This window comes from Gilliamella sp. wkB18, from assembly GCF_001690875.1.
Taxonomy (GTDB): Bacteria; Pseudomonadota; Gammaproteobacteria; order Enterobacterales; family Orbaceae; genus Gilliamella; species Gilliamella apicola_A.
Genome location: NZ_LZHM01000053.1, coordinates 12,824 through 30,204 on the forward strand (window position 1 = coordinate 12,824; position 17,381 = coordinate 30,204).

Below are 17,381 nucleotides of genomic sequence, written 5' to 3' on the forward strand. Positions count from 1 at the left end.
TTTAGCCTTTTGTTATTTTCTTGGATTCTTTATTTCACAATTTTTAGCTTCTTCTAGGAACAGCTTTAATGCATTGTTTAAATTTGAATATGTCCTTGTTTCCATTCTTACGCTTCCCACTCCGAATGGTCTATGTTTCGATTCGGATTGATATATGTATACATTGGGGTTTGCCCTAGGCTTTCCGTTTTTGAATGAATCGTGCAAGGTGATGTATGTTATCTCATTCCAGTAGTCATCCATGCCATTTTGTAAAAAAGTCTGCCAACCAAATCCTTCTAGCGTATCTTTATATTGTTCATAGATTCGCTCTATTGTTAAGCTCTGGAATTCTTCTATTTTCTTTTCATCAATATCAAATTTAATTATCTCGTTTTTCTCGTCAAGAATTTCTATTTTTTTTATACTGAATGACTTTACTCGGTTTGTTTCAACATCTACCGCTCTCAGCGCTCCGCCGTCTGCACTACGCGGTATAATTGTTCTCATTCCGCCCGGTTTTGATCCGCCATGATAAATAATATTAAGCACTTCACCTGATTCAATTGCCTTTAATAAATACTCTGAAATTGTCATCCCATTTCCTTTTTTTATTTCTGTAAATTAAACTTGGTTCTTAAAAATACTACCTTTTAATAATTGATATTCACTTTCAGTGATTAAATTATCCTTTTTTAGTGCTGCAATTCGTTCCAGTTTTTCCAACGCTTCGCTTGATAGTTCAATTGATTTTTTTTCTGTTTTGATACCGTCGATGTTTGGCTCACCCTCGCCCGTGCAAAGCCAACTCAAATCAGCCCCAGTTTCCAATGCACATTGAATGACATATTCAGCAGGAAAAGAATTTCTTAATATTCTATTTGTTATAACGCTTAACCCCACATCAAAGTGGCTACACAATGCTTTGACCGTTTTCAATTTGTATGCATTAACCATTCTGTTAACAACATTTTTACTATTATCAAACTTAACCATTTCCCCTCTCAAATGCACAAAAACAAAATTAACCATAAAGTGTTGACATTAACCATATTGTGTTTTAAATTAATTAAAAAACACAATATGGTTATTTTTAAATATCAATAAAGGTCAATAAAGGTCAATAATTCCAAAAAGGACATAATGCACTATGAGCGAACCAATTTCAATAACTTTAAAGTTTGGACCTTGGGTAACTGTCGAACGATACGCTGAACTTTCCGGTTTACCTCTTGAAACAGTTAAAAAATATGTCAAAAAAGGGGAGCTTCCGGTCAAGAAGAAACCTGTTTCAGAAAAATCAAGCCGTACCCGTACACTGATTAATATGTTCGATATCTCAGCAGGTGCGGCAATGGAAAGTAAAAAACGAATCAATTTAATTTTTGAGGGTTAAGTATGAGCCACGCAATCTATTTAAGCCCAAAGTCGGCTAATAAATCGACTTTAATTTATATCAAGATTAATAGCCACAATCCGAAAGGCTATATCGAAAAGTCAAACGGGCAAGTAATTAAGTTAGTGAATGGTGAAAACCATGCAAAACCAACAAACAGTTAACCCACGCAGCTTATTGCGTGAGTTTCATCAAATTTTGAGCGGTAAACGTAGTCTGGCTCGTTCTGCTTTTAACAATTTAAAGCCCGGGCAAAAACGTTTATTGCTCAGCGCGTCGGGCATCGAATTGCGTACAACGGAAATTTATAACTCAGATAGTCAATTTACTCATGCTTGGCAAATGCAATATGACAATCTGACAGATAAAGAAGTCGACGACTTAAAGAAAGGTTTACGCAGGTTGCAAGCAATTATTGATGCATTCGGACTATGTGAAGAACAGGATTTTAAGAAAGAAACAAAATACAGGTGGCATAAATGAAAATGACAGCATTATCGGGCGATGCATTATTGCAGGCTCTAAATCAAGCAAAAGAAGAAACAAAAAGCGGACTCTGTGACGTATTTACGGCAAAGTTGGAACGACTAGCTACACATATCCGCACCAGCTGCTTAACACCGATCGAATCGGCGGAGCTGTTAGAACAAGAAGCCGAAGTCATGCGATCGCAACAACGGGAAGATATTTAATGACAGATTTAGCAGATATTGCACAAGCACACATTGAAACAATTGTCGCCGCGGCTGTGAAAAATGCAAGTGCAAAGGTTTACAGTGGAGTGTCTTCGCTTTATTGCCACGAATGTGGCGAGCCAATACCTGAGGCAAGGCGTGACGCCGTGCCGGGTTGTAGTTTGTGTGTTTATTGTAAGCAAAAAGAAGAACACGAGGTAAAGCATGGGGTTAGTAAATAAATTGCGATCCGCCATGGGTTATACCCCGCAGCACGTCCGCATACTTGCGGAACTGCAAAAACTTGCGGATCACTTTGAAAAATCTTGGTGTTTGCAGCGTGAAACACCGCTACTTCAAACAAAAAAATAAAGGAGAAAAGCAGATGCTTTGTGAATTTGAAAATAAATCTTGCAAAACAATTAAAGTTATAAATGTAGATGATTATCAGTTTGAGCTAATTGTGGGTTATGGCGTGCGAGTAATGAGCATCTCTAAAGAGCAAGTAAAAGAATTAAAGTGTGCAACAATCTTTGCTATTGCGTGCGGTAGCGATGCGATTGTTTGTGAAGCAATCGGTTTATATGATTCCGCGGTTGATAACTTTACAGATATTCTTGAGTTTGAAGTCAAAAAATACGAAACAGAATAAATTCATCAATCAATAATCAATCGGGGCAATCAGCCCCAAATCTTTTAAGGCTCAAAAAATGTGTGTAGAAAAATCCTTTTTAAAATGGGTCGGCGGTAAAGGTCGGCTTATTCCTCAATTATTACCTCACTTGCCAGACGGCAAGCGGCTAATAGAGCCGTTTGTTGGGGCGGGTAATGTGTTTATCAATACAAATTATAATAGCTATATATTAGCTGATAAAAACCGTGATTTAATTAATGTTTATTGCTGGCTACGTGATGATTTAGTCAGATTAGTAAATACCGCTCAATCACTATTTGATAGTGACATCGATTTTTATGAAGTTCGCTGCCGCTTTAATTGCAATATAACGCAACCCTTTACGTTGGAGCGTGCCGTTGAGTTTATCTATTTAAATCGTCATTGTTTTAATGGTGTTTGTCGTTATAACCAAAAAGGTGAATTTAATGTGCCGAGCGGCAAATATAAAAAAATTTATTTCCCCAAGGCTGAGCTAATCGCATTCAGCAATAAGCTGGTTTCTACCCCAGTTACATTAATAGCAGCAGATTTTAGAGCGGCGATCGAAATGGCCGAGGCGGGCGACGTTATTTATTGCGATCCGCCGTACATTTCGGGCACTAAAAACGATATTTTCACCGGCTACACTCCCCACAAATTTAATTACCCAGTTACGAAATTGCTACGTGATTTACTGGTTCATGCTGTCAGGCGTGGGGCAACTGCGATCGTATCAAACAGTAACAACGCAATAGTAAGAGGTATTTTTAGTGATTTCGAAATCTACGAAATCGACGCCCCGCGGTCGGTTGCGGCAAATGGTAACCGCGAGCCTGCAAAAGAAATCATAGGCGTATTAACGCCGGATATGCTTTAACAATCATCATCAAAATTAGGGAGGTGTAACTGTGTTCAATTATATATGTAAATATTTATTACGTGCTGCTAACTCTTTGGAACGTTCAGTGATCGTTATGCAGCCACAGAAATTGAGGAAAGGCAAAGGCAAAAATAAAACCGCACACACGCCTACAGGCATAGCAAAAGCCCGCCGAGTGGCGCGAAAAAATCGTAATAAAAAACGTAGCAAATAACATGACTACAATCACGCAGAATCTACCAATATTAAGTGACGGGGTTAAACACGCCCTGCTTTCTGGTATGCGTGATTTTTACGATACCGTCGGTAAATTTTTGCCGACTAAATTCATTCAACAAAAATCACAATACGCAACAGCCCACCGTGCGCCTCGTGATTTAACAATTATTGAGCGTCCACTATGGGAACAGATTCCGCATGAGTATGACTATTTTCACCCGTATTTTAGTGACGTCCCGCAATTTATTGGTAGTTATTTTGCTCGCAAATATGCAACCCTGTATCAAGAAAAAGGTTCAAAAACAGCCAATACTTATTTACGCACTTGTGGACTAACTCGATGTACCGAAGTGCAACAGCAATACGCAATCAAAAATGCAGGGGAAAGCCTGATTGTACAAGAATTTTATGAGCAATTATCGAGATTACCAATTTTAGACAAAATCGACGTTGAAGAACTTGGTGGGAAGATTGCTAACTATATGCACAGTCTAATTATTAAGTTTTTAGAAACTGACGAATTTAAGTTAAGCAATAACGCTCACGAATTAGCTATCTATAAATTTGCATTAGGGCAACTCAAGCCGCTAAAAATTACAGCCCCTTATTTTGCTGATTATAAAAAAGGTGAAATCAGTGAACAGCAAATTGTTATCGCATTGGCAAAATTATCAGATAACAAATGGTGGCAAAGCAGATTAAAACGCCAGTGGGCTTTTCAACGTGAACATTTAGCTATTGCCGCTGGGCAAGTTCAGAAATCCGCAAGCCCTTACGCAAGCCGCACTTGCGTGGGTGAATGGAAAGAGCAAAAAAGAAAAAATAGAGAATGGTTAAAAAATCAATGTATCGAAAATGTCGAAACCGGCGAACAGTTCGAGTTAGTTTTACAGGTCGATAAATCAAATGCCAACCCTGCAATCCGTCGTTGCGAATTAATGGTCCGTATGCGAGGCTTTGAGGATATCGCCGACGAGTACGGCTATGAGGGGGCATTTATAACATTGACCGCACCATCTAAATATCACTCAGTACACGCCAAAGGTGGTTTTGTGAAAAACTGGAACGGCGGCACGCCACGGGACACGCAGCGTTATTTATGTGGCGTATGGGCAAAAATCAGGGCAAAGCTTAATCGTGAAAATATCAAAATCTTTGGCTTTAGAGTTGCTGAGCCGCATCACGACGGGACACCACATTGGCATATATTGGTTTTTATGTTGCCCGAACATAAGCAGCAAGTTTACGACATTATGCGATCATACGCATTGGAGGCGGACGGTAGCGAACAAGGTGCACAGTACGCCCGCTTTAAGTTTGAAAATATCGAAAAAGAGAAAGGCACTGCAACGGGTTATATTGCCAAGTACATCTCAAAAAATATTGATGGCTATCAGCTAGATAATGAAACGGACGACGAAACAGGACAAAACCTAAAAGAAATGGCGAAGAACGTAACGGCTTGGGCGAACCGCTGGGGCATTCGTCAATTTCAGCAGATCGGCGGCGCACCAGTAACCGTGTGGCGTGAACTGCGTCGACTCGGCAGTCAAAAAGTCGAAAGCCCAGCTATTGATCCGGTTTTGGCCGCAGCCGATGCGGGCGACTGGGCGGCGTATACGCAGCTACAGGGGGGTGCGATGGTTCAGCGCAAAGACCTGCGGGTCAGAATTTCGTACGAGGACGAGCAAAATCAATTCGAGGAGACTATACAAAAAATAAAGGGTGTTTTTTCGCCGCTGGTTGGTGCTGCGTCATTTATTTGTACGCGGCTAATTAAATGGGCTATTGTCTCTAAAAATAGGCGCGAATGCGCCCCTTGGAGTTCTGTCAATAACTGTACGGAGGTTAAAAAATCACCACAGGACGATCAGCGTCAAAAAGTGATAAATGAGCTAAAAAAACATCAAATCAATTACAATTCTCATCAGTTAAATCATCTTTTAGCGGGTCGGGAACTAAAATTTAGTGACAAATTACTAATAAAATGGGTTAAAGACAAGTTGGCCATAATCGACTTACGCCAAAAATGGAGTGGTACGCCGCCGGATATAGAGTGGAGTTTTTAAATTTTGTAAAAAACTTTCAGGAATCTATACCGTTTCAACTTAAAACAGGAATTAATACACATGTTGACAATAAAACTAAAATCGATATATAGTAAAAATACGTTAGCAAAATCTAACGTTAGGCTTGGAATCCTAAACTTACAAAGAGCATAACCGCTCAACGCGGTATTTTTATGCGCGCTTAGTCATACCTTTTCAATGGTGGCTGGGTAAGGGAGCCGAAAGGCTCGCCGTTTTCTTTGTAGGCGGAATTCCAACCTTATTCAGTTCACCGCCAGCGCTTGGAATCGCTGTTGGTGTTTACTTAATTTATTATACAAAGGTAAATACTATGAAAAACTTTAACCAACTTACAACAGTTGACACATCAGAAAATGTTATCATCCATCTAAATAATTTTGCAAAAATCGAACAAGCCGAAACAATCGCCCGTAATTGCATTAATGCACATTCAACTCCAACCGATTTCATGGTGATAATTTGCTGTATTGCTGATTTGTTGCATTCTGTGATTGAACAATCTGAATAGAAATGGCTGTCGTTAATTCGGCAGCTTTGTAATCTGCTTATTTTTTACCTGTTTTTTTATGCGGCTTTATGTATTAATAATCAAATAGTTAGACACTGATCACATTTTTTTAATTTTTTCTTGCCAAGTGATAGCTGTATAAATATACTGTATATATGCACAGTTAACAAAGGGTGAAAGAATGGATCAAATAACAATAAATAGCATTAAGTTAGAGCAAGCCGAATTTTTAAACAAATTAATGATTGATGCTGAGTTATCAAACAATGATATAAAAATCGGCTTATGTTTGTTGCATGAAATATTATTAAAAATGAAAGAAATTGACAAAACTACGCAGGATTAATCACATCAAAAGCCAGTTGTGAATTATTGCCATGACTGGCTAAATAAGCATTTAATCTATCTAGTCCTTTTGCGCTCGGGCTTAACACTCTATCAAATTCCGATTTAATTCTAAACGTCAAGCCGCATTCAGGATCTGAACATGAACAATATTGATAATTTAGCAGTTTGTGGGTTCGTGCGGTTTTGGTTATTACGGCTTTTTGGCCGCATTCGGGACAGAATAATAAAGGTGTTCGGCTCATGTTATTCCCCGGGAAGTTCTACACGAGCCAATTATAACATATTTTAATCAGTTGTTGAAATAATTACTTCAAAATCAAATAGTAATCGATTAGAAAATGGTGAATTAATGATGTCTTGATCGCTGTTCACTGAATCACGAATTAAATCCTGTAAAACCTTGGTTTCAGTTGCCATATAATTCTTGCGTAACTTTGTAACATCCCCTGTATTTGATCCGTTGGCCGGAATAACACCCGAAAGGCCGGCAGGAAAACGATGCGCATTTAAAAGGTCTTGTGCTGAAATATTTTTGATATTAGCAAATTCATCTTTGGCCGAGTTTAGATCGCCAACGGGTATCAATTTTATACCCTCGGGGTTGCCCTCGGGGATACTTACAAACATATTTTTAAAGTTACCCACGCCTTTAGAGTTCTCTATCCGTTCTTTTATCTCATTTTCGACCTCATCGGTGATATTCGGGTCATTAACGTAAAAAATGTAACCCATATGCGCCCCGTTATTATAATAGCGACGGCGAAACATAGTAGATTCACTGTTTAACATGGCACTATTTACACCACCTAAATAATCAGGCAGACCGTAAACTTGTTGCTGTGTGTCGGGCATTTTTACTTGAATTACATCTTCAACCGGGTAAATAATCGTTTCATTTTTATTTGGGAAAACAAAGCCAGTTATTTCGTTTTCATCATCGTTTTTTTGTGCTCTGACATATAACGACATTAGCGGCGTCAATCCCACAACATTACCAAAGGCGTTACGCAGCTTTAGCAGATAACAATCACCAAATATAATTAAATCTAAAAAAGCCGACATGGCTTGCATATTGCTTAATCCGCCACTTTTGTACGTGCTTAGTAACATGTTACGCCGTGCTTGCACTATTCCGCCGTGCTGTGCGTTGATGTTTGGCAGTTGTGACAGGGCGAGCCGGTCAATCGGGATCGTATAGCAATCACGTTCATATTCATTGCGGGCATTATGATAGTACGTTAGATCAGTTAATACCGTTTCGGGTCGTTCAAATGCGATTGAACTCATTCGAGCGGTTTTTTGTGCTTTTTTTCGTTTAAACAGATTTATCATTTTTGTAATACCCATTTTGATTGACGTTTTTTAGTGTTGTTTAATGGTTCATTAAATACCGCGTGCGCTATAGCAAAAAATTCGTCGGCATGCCCCGTTTGTTCGGTTCTGCTAGCGGCATATGTGATCTGGTTTGATTTGGCTGTGGCTTGTTGTTCAATTGACATAAACGCCGTGATTAAGGTTTTTTGCTCCTCGTCCCACTCGATCCGCCCCTCTTCCACTACGTCAACCATTTTCAAAACTAATTGATTTTTGATATTTACGTTATAGTGAATATCTCGAACTTCACGCCGTGCAAACTCTTTAATATGTTCATAAACACCGTAGCCGATCCCGGTTATGTCAATGCCAATATAAGTAATATTGAACTTAGCCTTGATTTTTTTAATTTCGTTGGCCATATATTTAAAGTTCATGCCACGCCATTGATAAATAGTTAGTACCCGAAATTTTTCATCGGGGTGTAACGGCGGAGCAACTAGCACAAACGTAGCGTTGTCACGTGTTCGGCTCGGATCAAAGCCCGCCCACACTTCACGATTTCCAAATGGCCGATCGGCTTTTAAGTCTAAATCCTGCCATTTGCTAGTATCAGTAATGCATTTTTGCAATTTTTCAAAGTCAAAAACACCTTTACCGCTTTCAGCGAATTTACAGCAATACAGAATTTTAAAAGCTTGGGTGCTGTTCGAATCTTTTAGATCATCAATGTCAACTTTATCAAAACCGAGGTTGATTGCATCTTCCATCGTGATAAGTAACCGCCAAAACTTGTCTGGGCAGATTGTGCCATTCATGCGCAGCGTTTCATCGGCCGGGAAGTCGATATTTTTCCGTTTTGGTGATCCATCTTTCCATTCTTCGCCCGACCATAATTTATAACATGGGTGATCTTTAGTGCTTGGTGTTGAAAATAACGTTATTCTAAAATCCCCTAGCGTTGCCATAGCTTTGGCGCCGGTGTACAGGTCGATAAATTTGGACATCCAAAAAACTTCATCAAAATAGACGTTACCGCTGTAACTTTGAGCTGTGCTTACATTGTTGGCGCATAAAATTAAATTGGCATGATTGCTCAATGTAATAAAGTCGCCACCTTTGATCTCAACACCAAAAAACTTACCTGCAATCTGCTTTATATACATTGAAAAAACCCGTGCTTGTGCTTTTGATGATGATACAAATATTTGATTATTGCCCGTCAATACCGCATCTTCAAACGCCTCGAATGCAAAATAGAACGTAAAACCAATTTGGCGGCTTTTTAAAATAAAGCGATAGCGTGATGCTTGCTTGTGTTCTCTAACATAAAGCTGGTGCGGATATAAAAGCGTTTGTGCTACGTCGTCAAAGGTTTCTTTTGTAATGCCTGATATGTCATTTTTTCGGCGTCGGCGTGGCTTTTTACCAGGTTTTTCGTTTGATTGTTGTAAATTTTGTTCACTATTTACCGCAGTATTAACGTTGTTCGTAATTTCGGTTGATTCTGCCTTTTTTGGGGTTTTAGAACGAGCATTAACAAGCTTGACGTGCTGAATAACTAAGCTTTCAATCTCTTTTAATTCAAGTTCAGTTTTATCATCTCGACCGATTAATAACGCTAGTCGGCGATTGATCGCATCTTCGACCGATTCCTCACTTAATAGTAACGACCATTTATACTTTTCCGCCCAATAGTAAACGATCCTTACATTTTTTAAATGTAACGATTTGGCTATCTCTTTTGGCGTGTGACGCTTTAAATATAGCGCCTGCGCTGCTTTAATTAGTTCGGTATTGTATCTCATGTAACTATTGTCTAGTAATCACATAAAACATTCATCAAACCCTTTTCGGAAAAGGCTTTATATCCGAAACGCACGCCGTGCAAACTAAATTACTAGCCGTTAACATACTCACATCATTTAAATCAATTCAACCAAGTTAAAAATATGGCAGAAATCAAAATCAGTGATTGGTTATGCATTGCTCAAGAAGGCAAAACAATCGACGGGCGAGAAATCAAACGTGAATGGCTCGAAAGTGTTGTAAAAAATTACAGTGCAGAATTATATCAGGCATTGGTTTGGTGTGAGCATGAAGAACCATTTTGGCGGCAATTTTCCGCTAACTTGGGCACGGTTGAAGAATTAAAGTTAGAGGAAAAAGACGGAAAACTAAGATTAATGGCTCGATTGCGTGCTAACGCTATTTTTCAATCTATGAATGAACAAGAACAGAAAATCTATTCATCAATTGAAATTTTACCCGACTTTCCGGAAGACGGCGATTTTTACCTTGTCGGCTTGGCTGCTACCGATCAGCCGGCGAGTACAGGAACTTCACGGCTTGCTTTTTCAGCCAATAAAAAGAGGTTTCGAGCTGAGCCGGTTTTACTATTTAATTCTGAAAAAAATAATTGCTTACCAAATAAAAAAATTAATTTATCAAAACTCACTAAAAGAGAGAATTTTAGCATGACACAAGACGAAATTGATGCATTGCTTGCCGAGCTTGAAGAAGCTAAGAGCACAATTGCAGAACTGCAAGAACAAAAAAAGACACTGATTGAACAGCTTGAAAGCGGGAATGTCGAAGCAGCACAAGCAACAGCCGAAGAAATTCAAGAAAAAGCTGAACAAGCAATCGATAACATTGAGGAAGCTCAAGAAGTAACCGAAGAAGCGGCAGACAATGCTGAGTTTTCACGAATTAAAAAAGAAATGGCGCAACTCAAAGCAGAACATAAAGCATTAACAAATAAATTTAATGCATTGATGAAAACCCCCGTAAGTCAAAAACCGGGTATTGGTTCACAAGCATTTAGCATTGATTTGCACTAAGTACTTTAATCACAAGATAAAACTAAAACCGAGATAAACACATGTTAAATCAAAAAGCAGAACAGTTAATACAAAAATATTGCACGGCACTAGCTAAGCAAGCCGGTGTTACGAATATTACTAAGCAGTTTTCGTTATCGAATCCAATGGATACCCGCCTCCGCGAGGCAATTTTACACAGCACCGAGTTTTTACAAATGATAACGTGTTTTGACGTTGATCAACTGAAAGGGCAAGTTGTTGTTACGGGTACTTCTCAATTATTGACGGGACGAAAGTCAGGCGGTCGATTTATCAGAAAATTAGGCGTAGACGGTAACACCTACGAACTAAGCGAAACCGACTCATGTGCGGCATTAGATTGGGCTACGTTAAGCGTCTGGGCTAACTCCGGCGGTGAGGGTGAATTTTTCCGCATGATGCAAGATTTCATCGATAAGCAGTTCGCACTAGATATGCTTCGCATTGGCTTTAATGGTGTTAGTGTTGCAAATACTTCCGATCCTGATCAGTACCCAAATGGTGAAGATGTTAACAAAGGCTGGCATCAAATCGCTAAAGAGTGGAACGGTGGATCTCAGGTGTTAACAACTCCGGTTACATTAGGCCCGGGTGGTAGTTATGAAACATTAGACGCTATGGCGTCGGATTTAGTTAATCATTTACCGGTTGAATGCCGTAACGATCCTAATATTGTTATCTTAGTCGGCAGTGATTTGCTTGCTCGTGAACAATTCCGCTTATATAGCAAAGCTGATACGCCAACGGAAAATTTGGCAGCGGCTCAGCTTGATACGATTATTGCAGGTAAAAAGGCATTTGTGCCGCCATTTATGCCCGGTAAACGTATTGTAGCAACCACGCTTAAAAATCTTCACATCTACACGCAAAAAGGTTCACGTCGCCGGGCGGCCGAAGATGTTCAAGATCGTAAACAATTCGAAAACAAGTATTGGCGTAATGAAGGTTATGCATTAGAAGTACCGGAATTGTACGTATCGATTGATGAAAGTGCTATCTCATTCGTTTAATTAACCACGCCGCTAGTTATTATTGGCGGCTCAATAAAAGGTTTTTATATGACAGTTGTTTTATCACCATTTCAGCAACACCGGGAAAAAGTTGCACAAATCAGTCAAGAAAAAGCGGTGTTGGTTGATTCAAAAAGTAGCTTGCATATTGTTAATGCTGAGCTTGAACGTGATATCGAATACCTGCGTACCTTTGGTAATGATATGGCAGAGCGCAACGAATATAAATTAAACGTTGTATTGCCCAAATGGATGCCGAAAGTTGAGCGATATTTACAGGAGGGTAAAGTCTACCCTAACCCAATTTTTGTTTGGTGCATTGTTTGGTTGTTTGATACTCAGCAATTCGATCAAGGGCTTGACTGGGCAGAAATTGCAATAGAACAAAATCAAAACACGCCAAAAAATTGGAGCATGAAACTGCCGGGGTTTGTTGCCCGTGAGATGTTTAATTGGGTCGAAACAACGGCCGCAAACGGGCATTCTGTTGAGCCGTATTTTAGTCGAGTTTTTGAGTTAGTTAAAAATAAATGGCGATTATACGAATCAGATAAAGCTGAGTGGTACAAGTTTGCCGGTTTATATCTATTACGTGATGAAAACGGCGCACCAAAAGCCACGGCAATCGATAACGTCGAAGTATTAAATCAGGCAAAAGAGTTATTAACTCGGGCGCAAAATATTTATGCCAAAGTGGGCGTTAAAACAATGCTAGGCAATATTGAGCAACGAATTAACGCATTAAGTAAATAACAGACTACACACAACGCCAGTGCCCAGCGGATGCGAATTTGGCATCTGTCAGGATTCAAAACCCGCGTACGGGCGCTATTTTACGGATGTTTTTATGTTTAGTGGACAGACATTTAGTCAATCAGACACAGTTATACAGAATGACGGATTTTGGCCCGATCTGAATTTATCAGAATTTCAGATAGAACGCGCTATGTCGCCAAACATTAATAATCAGTTATTGCGTGATGCGATCGTGTCGGCTGTTGTTGAAATTAATTTAACGTTAGAACAGTACAAAAATAAACAAATGGCGAACGGTATTACGAGCGCCGAAAATTGCGGAGTAGTCAGCGTTGGGGGTGTTTCTTCAACAGTGATTATTTATAAAAAAGCTGTGTTTGCACGAGCCAAAGCCGACCTGCTCGGTGAGTTTGTCAGTATTGCTAGTCGAGATGACAAAATCGGCGAAAGCCAAAAAGAAATGAAAACGGCATTATTAGCAGAAAGTACAAGGGAAATACGTAAATTACTGGGCTTACGCCGCTGCGGGGTTGCGCTGATATGAGTTTGATTACTGAGTTAACCACATTTTTAAAAGATAACCTGCCAGCTGCGGTTTATCGTGGGCAAAAATTCAGCTCATTTATGGACAATTTAGAGATCGATCGCGTATTTAAATTAGTTACAAAACAGCCAATGGAGCAACTTTTATGCGCAAAACTGAAATACGACGCGGTAATAACATTTGACGAATTCCCTTATCGAGTTTACGACCCGTGCTTAGTATTTGCGTTAGTCATGTGTTGGCTTGAAAGCAAAAACCGGGACGATGCGCAGTTCGATAATGTTAACCCTGACATTGATGTTTCAGAAAATGACGAACAAACAGCGTACTTAATGATTGCGGTACCTTTATCGGAAGATATCACGTTGATCGAAGATGAAAGCGGATCAATACCATATAAGGGTGATCGTTATAAATTGGGTACTGCTAGCGTTTGGGTTCATCCCGACGAGGTGAATATTAATGCAAATTAGTGGCGAATTAAACAAAGCCCAACTAAAAGAATTACAAGAAGCTATTAAAAAGCTTGAGATGCCGCCCAAGAAAAAACAACGTCTTTTGTGGCGTATAGCAAAGTTGGGGCTGATTCCGGCAATAAAAAGGAATATTAAAGAACAAAAAGACTTTAATGGTTCTGGTTTTAAAGAAAGGAAAAGCAAGCGTAAAAGCCCGCTTTTGAAAAAAATAGCTAAATATATAGTAGTTAGAGAAATGCCGGCGATTGAAGCGGTGAAACTCTATTTTAAAGGACATTATAAAAGCACGTCGGATAAAAACATTCCTATAGGCGTAGTTGCTGATGTGCAACAAAATGGGCGGACAATTCGACAAAATGCTAAGCAATTTAAAAAGCAATCTAATAGCAAAAAAAAGGGTTCGATTACAAAACAACAAATTAAAAAATTAAGAGAGCTGGGACATACGCACTCAAGAAAAGGAAAAGAAGTTAAATCATCGGTTAAGTGGCTTCGTGAAAATTATTCAAAGGCACAGGCGGGCGTAGTGATAAAAAGAATGGTCGATGAGCTAGTTAAGCAATTTTGGTCAGTAAAAATCCCTAGCCGTGCATTTATGGGTATGACTGATAATGAATTTTCCAAAATATTAGAACGACAACTTAAAAATATTAGCTTTGGCTGGGATGTAAAAGCCCAAAACATAAAACGAGGTAAAAATTAAATGACTTGGCCAACAATTACAATTAACCAATTAAATCTACTTCAGGGCGAAACCGACGAAGTAGAACGCCGATTTTTGTTTATCGGCAATGCAAATAAAAATAAAGGGCAAATTATATCAGTTAATGCCCAGACTGATTTTAATGGCGTGCTGGGCAATGACAATAGTACACTAAAAAAAGGCGTATTAGCGGCATTAGAAAACGCAGGAAAGAATTGGTTTGCTAGTATTGCTATTTTAAACGATGGCCAAGATTGGACAGATGCAGTAATACAAGCTCAAAAAATCGGATCGTTTGAAGCGGTTGTTTATGCTGAAAATATCAATACCAAAGCCGAAATTAATAAAGCCATTAGTCTGCGCAAAAATTTAATTGCAAAGTACGGGCGCTGGGTAAGATTTATTTTAGGTGTCGAGGGACTACAGACTGACGAAACGTGGGCAAAATATGAATCACGACTAGCAACACTACAAAATGGTATTGATGAATATGCAATTACACTTGTACCCATGATTTTTGGCAACGAGCCTTTTGTCAACGCAGGGCGTTCATGCAATCGGTCGGTAACCATTGCTGATGCGCTAGCACGCGTTAAAACTGGCGCGGTAAGTAATTTAGGGCGTGACACCCTGCCTGTTGATTCTGCCGGTGTTGAATTGCCATTAGCCACACTGCAAACACTAAACGCAAATCGGTATAGCGTCCCAATGTGGTATCCGGATTACGACGGCGTTTACTGGGCAGATGATAGAACGCTGGACGTTGAGGGCGGTGATTATCAATCAGCCGAAACAGTACGCGTTATCGATAAAGTGGCTCGTAAAATTCGATTATTAGCGATCGCCAAAATTGCCGATGCCTCATTCAATAGCTCGGCTAATTCGATAGCTGTACATCAGCAATACTTTGCTAAGCCGATGCGTGAAATGTCAATCACATCACAAATAAACGGAATTGAATTTCCGGGCGAAGTTAAAACGCCAAAAGATGGCGACATTATGATCACGTGGAAAACACCTAAAACCGTTGATATTTATGCGGTTGTGCGCACGCGTGATATTCCGATGCAAATCACTATCAGCTTAATGCTTGATGCGTCATTAGACCAATAACAGGAGTAATTAAATGGGTTCAAGAATCACGGGAAAATCGTTCGATGTCAACATCGGCGGCGAATTAGTTCAAGTAAAAACCGCGACGCTATCGATTACTGATAATAGCGCGGCAGCATCAACTAACGGCGTCCCAGATGGGTACGTTGCTGGTTCAGTAACAGCAGAGGGCGCGCTGACTTTTTCGAGCAAATATTTTAACAAATTGATTGATTTTGCTCGCAATGCTGGTTCATTTCGTAATCTACCAAACTTTGATTTGATGTTTTATGCAGATACTGGCGATGAAAGCCAAAAAATAGAAGCTTTTGGGTGTAGATTAAAAATATCAGATCTGCTTAATGCGGATAAATCTAGTGACGACGAGACAACTCACACTATCGATTACATTGTCACGTCCCCAGATTTTGTCAGTATTAACGGCGTACCATATTTGTCCGCAACTGATACACGTAATTTATTAAATTATTAATGGAGTTCGGTGATGACTAATGAAGATTCGCTGTTAGTAAAAATTGGATTGGTCGGGTTTATGCTCGGCGTCGCCAAGTTGTTGGCTGGGGATGAGGCGATTACATGGCGTAAAGTTTTAGGGCGAGCGTTACTCGGAACTGGTTCATCACTGATTGCCGGTTTGATCATGATCCCACATCCGAACGCGCCGCAATTGGTTGTTGTTGGAGCGGCGGCGTTGTTGGGTATTTTGGGCCATTCGCTTATCGAATGGGTTGTAATTACGTATATTGATAAAAAACAAAAAGGATAAAATCAATGAATTTATCAGCACACTTTAAACGCTCAGAATTTGCATGTAAATGCGGTTGCGGCTTTGATGATGTAAATCCACTTTTAATTGATGTATTAGAAGATATTCGTGCTTATTTTAATGCTCCTGTTTTTGTTAATAGCGCATGTCGCTGCAAAAAACATAATCAAGCCGTTGGGGGTAAAACCAGTAGCCAGCACGTGCTCGGTAACGCTGCTGATATCAGAGTAAAAAACGTTCCGCCGTCTGCTGTTGCTGATTATTTAGATGCAAAATGTCCGGAAAATTTCGGGATCGGTCGATATCGCACATTTACCCATATTGATGTTAGAGTAGTAAAAGCTCGGTGGGGATCGAATGAGTAAATACAAACTGGCGATTATTGCAGTGTTGATTTTTTGTTTTGGTATTTATTTTTCATCGTTACAACATGATAGCAAATCACTAAAACAAATAAACAAGCTAAATTTTGAAACACAGCAACAACAATCAGTTATTAACAATAAATCGCAAGAGCTAGAAACTAAGTTAAATCAGGTAAGAACGTATGAACGACAAAATAACAAGAAAGCGCAGACCATTAGCAATGCTGTTAATAGCAATTGCATTAGTCGTGATTTTGTCGAGCTGTTCAACAAACAAACAGCAGATTACGAGCAAATTTTATCAACAAAACACATTAACAAAGTGCGTTGAAATATTGCCGAAAATTGAGAACAACTCAGCAGCAGCAATACAAAACGCATTAATTGAGTGGCGCAGTATTTATATCGATTGTGCGCTGAGACATAACACTTTAGTAGAAACAATAGAGGTACAACATGAAAATCACACTAACAATTAATGGCACAGATATCACATTCGAACCAACAAAGCTGGCTTATAACACGTATATCAACGATATCACGATGAACGACAAAATTGCACCCGCAACCAACTTTTTACGTCGTACTGTGTTAGCAGAAGATAAAGAGAAGTTAAACGAAATTTTAGAAAACCATGTCGGGGCAGCATTACAGATTATTGAAAAAGTTATCAAACAATACGCGCCCGACTTAGAGATCGAAGTAAAAAACTAAATCGGCG

Annotated in this window: 28 protein-coding genes; 23 read left to right on the forward strand and 5 right to left on the reverse strand. The window is 39.4% G+C overall.

What is annotated here, in order from left to right; translation table 11 throughout:
• Positions 1-12: 12 nt before the first annotated feature.
• Positions 13-576, reverse strand: coding sequence for a hypothetical protein (locus A9G48_RS05620; protein ID WP_065575909.1), 564 nt, complete (start codon positions 574-576; stop codon positions 13-15).
• A 27-nt stretch (positions 577-603) separates the two neighbouring features.
• A complete protein-coding gene (locus A9G48_RS05625) occupies positions 604-975 on the reverse strand; it encodes a helix-turn-helix transcriptional regulator (protein ID WP_065575910.1) in 372 nt (123 codons plus the stop codon).
• Positions 976-1,129: 154 nt separating this feature from the next.
• On the opposite strand from A9G48_RS05625, the gene A9G48_RS05630 reads away from it, so the two are divergent.
• The 11 genes from A9G48_RS05630 to A9G48_RS11590 all read left to right on the forward strand — a co-directional run bounded on the left by A9G48_RS05630 (position 1,130) and on the right by A9G48_RS11590 (position 6,747).
• The gene (locus A9G48_RS05630) at positions 1,130-1,375 is read left to right on the forward strand and encodes a hypothetical protein (RefSeq protein ID WP_065575911.1); all 246 of its coding nucleotides are present in this window, start codon (positions 1,130-1,132) and stop codon (positions 1,373-1,375) included.
• A gap of 2 nt (positions 1,376-1,377) precedes the next feature.
• Positions 1,378-1,539 (forward strand): hypothetical protein, encoded by a 162-nt coding sequence (locus A9G48_RS11585; protein WP_176701998.1) that lies wholly within the window; start codon positions 1,378-1,380, stop codon positions 1,537-1,539.
• Positions 1,517-1,858, forward strand: coding sequence for a hypothetical protein (locus tag A9G48_RS05635; RefSeq protein WP_065575912.1), 342 nt, complete (start codon positions 1,517-1,519; stop codon positions 1,856-1,858). Before A9G48_RS11585 ends, A9G48_RS05635 begins: the two co-directional genes overlap by 23 nt.
• Positions 1,855-2,067 carry a DUF2732 family protein gene (locus A9G48_RS05640; RefSeq protein ID WP_065575913.1) on the forward strand — a complete coding sequence of 71 codons (213 nt, stop codon included), beginning with the start codon at positions 1,855-1,857 and terminating at the stop codon, positions 2,065-2,067. Before A9G48_RS05635 ends, A9G48_RS05640 begins: the two co-directional genes overlap by 4 nt.
• Complete coding sequence (locus A9G48_RS05645; protein WP_065575914.1) at positions 2,067-2,291, forward strand: TraR/DksA C4-type zinc finger protein; 225 nt, start codon at positions 2,067-2,069, stop codon at positions 2,289-2,291. The genes A9G48_RS05640 and A9G48_RS05645 overlap by 1 nt, the downstream gene beginning before the upstream one ends.
• Before the next feature lie 74 nt (positions 2,292-2,365).
• Positions 2,366-2,701 carry a hypothetical protein gene (locus A9G48_RS05650; protein ID WP_141672963.1) on the forward strand — a complete coding sequence of 112 codons (336 nt, stop codon included), beginning with the start codon at positions 2,366-2,368 and terminating at the stop codon, positions 2,699-2,701.
• Positions 2,702-2,759: 58 nt separating this feature from the next.
• On the forward strand, positions 2,760-3,581 hold the full coding sequence (locus tag A9G48_RS05655; RefSeq protein ID WP_065575916.1) for a DNA adenine methylase: 822 nt from the start codon (positions 2,760-2,762) through the stop codon (positions 3,579-3,581).
• Positions 3,582-3,612: 31 nt separating this feature from the next.
• Positions 3,613-3,798 (forward strand): hypothetical protein, encoded by a 186-nt coding sequence (locus A9G48_RS05660; protein WP_065574067.1) that lies wholly within the window; start codon positions 3,613-3,615, stop codon positions 3,796-3,798.
• Position 3,799: 1 nt separating this feature from the next.
• Positions 3,800-5,872 (forward strand): replication endonuclease, encoded by a 2,073-nt coding sequence (locus tag A9G48_RS05665; protein ID WP_065575917.1) that lies wholly within the window; start codon positions 3,800-3,802, stop codon positions 5,870-5,872.
• 331 nt (positions 5,873-6,203) lie between these two features.
• The gene (locus A9G48_RS05670) at positions 6,204-6,401 is read left to right on the forward strand and encodes a hypothetical protein (protein ID WP_065575918.1); all 198 of its coding nucleotides are present in this window, start codon (positions 6,204-6,206) and stop codon (positions 6,399-6,401) included.
• A gap of 181 nt (positions 6,402-6,582) precedes the next feature.
• Positions 6,583-6,747 (forward strand): hypothetical protein, encoded by a 165-nt coding sequence (locus A9G48_RS11590; protein ID WP_176701999.1) that lies wholly within the window; start codon positions 6,583-6,585, stop codon positions 6,745-6,747.
• On the opposite strand, the gene A9G48_RS05675 is transcribed toward A9G48_RS11590, so the two are convergent.
• From A9G48_RS05675 to A9G48_RS05685, 3 genes are read right to left on the reverse strand one after another with little or no spacing between them, the layout of a single operon-like run.
• A complete protein-coding gene (locus tag A9G48_RS05675; protein WP_065575919.1) occupies positions 6,734-6,991 on the reverse strand; it encodes an ogr/Delta-like zinc finger family protein in 258 nt (85 codons plus the stop codon). The two genes, A9G48_RS11590 and A9G48_RS05675, sit on opposite strands and share 14 nt — an antisense overlap.
• A gap of 43 nt (positions 6,992-7,034) precedes the next feature.
• Positions 7,035-8,081 carry a phage portal protein gene (locus A9G48_RS05680; RefSeq protein ID WP_141672964.1) on the reverse strand — a complete coding sequence of 349 codons (1,047 nt, stop codon included), beginning with the start codon at positions 8,079-8,081 and terminating at the stop codon, positions 7,035-7,037.
• Positions 8,078-9,871, reverse strand: coding sequence for a terminase large subunit domain-containing protein (locus A9G48_RS05685; RefSeq protein ID WP_065575921.1), 1,794 nt, complete (start codon positions 9,869-9,871; stop codon positions 8,078-8,080). Before A9G48_RS05685 ends, A9G48_RS05680 begins: the two co-directional genes overlap by 4 nt.
• 144 nt (positions 9,872-10,015) lie before the next feature.
• On the opposite strand from A9G48_RS05685, the gene A9G48_RS05690 reads away from it, so the two are divergent.
• The 12 genes from A9G48_RS05690 to A9G48_RS05745 all read left to right on the forward strand — a co-directional run bounded on the left by A9G48_RS05690 (position 10,016) and on the right by A9G48_RS05745 (position 17,374).
• Complete coding sequence (locus A9G48_RS05690; protein WP_065575922.1) at positions 10,016-10,906, forward strand: GPO family capsid scaffolding protein; 891 nt, start codon at positions 10,016-10,018, stop codon at positions 10,904-10,906.
• A 41-nt stretch (positions 10,907-10,947) separates the two neighbouring features.
• A complete protein-coding gene (locus A9G48_RS05695) occupies positions 10,948-11,937 on the forward strand; it encodes a phage major capsid protein, P2 family (RefSeq protein ID WP_065575923.1) in 990 nt (329 codons plus the stop codon).
• A gap of 48 nt (positions 11,938-11,985) precedes the next feature.
• The gene (gene gpM / locus A9G48_RS05700; protein ID WP_065575924.1) at positions 11,986-12,690 is read left to right on the forward strand and encodes a phage terminase small subunit; all 705 of its coding nucleotides are present in this window, start codon (positions 11,986-11,988) and stop codon (positions 12,688-12,690) included.
• A 94-nt stretch (positions 12,691-12,784) separates the two neighbouring features.
• Positions 12,785-13,237, forward strand: coding sequence for a head completion/stabilization protein (locus A9G48_RS05705; RefSeq protein ID WP_065575925.1), 453 nt, complete (start codon positions 12,785-12,787; stop codon positions 13,235-13,237).
• Entirely contained in the window at positions 13,234-13,710 is a 477-nt protein-coding gene (locus tag A9G48_RS05710) for a phage tail protein (RefSeq protein WP_065575926.1), read from the forward strand. Before A9G48_RS05705 ends, A9G48_RS05710 begins: the two co-directional genes overlap by 4 nt.
• Positions 13,700-14,416: a hypothetical protein gene (locus A9G48_RS05715; protein ID WP_065575927.1), complete on the forward strand. Its 717-nt coding sequence runs from the start codon at positions 13,700-13,702 to the stop codon at positions 14,414-14,416. Before A9G48_RS05710 ends, A9G48_RS05715 begins: the two co-directional genes overlap by 11 nt.
• Positions 14,417-15,529: a DUF2586 domain-containing protein gene (locus A9G48_RS05720; RefSeq protein WP_065575928.1), complete on the forward strand. Its 1,113-nt coding sequence runs from the start codon at positions 14,417-14,419 to the stop codon at positions 15,527-15,529.
• A gap of 13 nt (positions 15,530-15,542) precedes the next feature.
• Positions 15,543-16,001 (forward strand): phage protein, encoded by a 459-nt coding sequence (locus A9G48_RS05725; RefSeq protein ID WP_065575929.1) that lies wholly within the window; start codon positions 15,543-15,545, stop codon positions 15,999-16,001.
• Positions 16,002-16,013: 12 nt separating this feature from the next.
• The gene (locus A9G48_RS05730) at positions 16,014-16,295 is read left to right on the forward strand and encodes a hypothetical protein (RefSeq protein WP_065575930.1); all 282 of its coding nucleotides are present in this window, start codon (positions 16,014-16,016) and stop codon (positions 16,293-16,295) included.
• A gap of 5 nt (positions 16,296-16,300) precedes the next feature.
• A complete protein-coding gene (locus tag A9G48_RS05735) occupies positions 16,301-16,660 on the forward strand; it encodes a D-Ala-D-Ala carboxypeptidase family metallohydrolase (protein ID WP_065575931.1) in 360 nt (119 codons plus the stop codon).
• Positions 16,653-16,991, forward strand: a complete 339-nt coding sequence (locus tag A9G48_RS05740) for a hypothetical protein (protein WP_065575932.1) — start codon at positions 16,653-16,655, stop codon at positions 16,989-16,991. The genes A9G48_RS05735 and A9G48_RS05740 overlap by 8 nt, the downstream gene beginning before the upstream one ends.
• Before the next feature lie 125 nt (positions 16,992-17,116).
• Positions 17,117-17,374, forward strand: a complete 258-nt coding sequence (locus tag A9G48_RS05745; RefSeq protein ID WP_065575933.1) for a putative phage tail assembly chaperone — start codon at positions 17,117-17,119, stop codon at positions 17,372-17,374.
• The last annotated feature ends 7 nt before the right edge of the window (positions 17,375-17,381 follow it).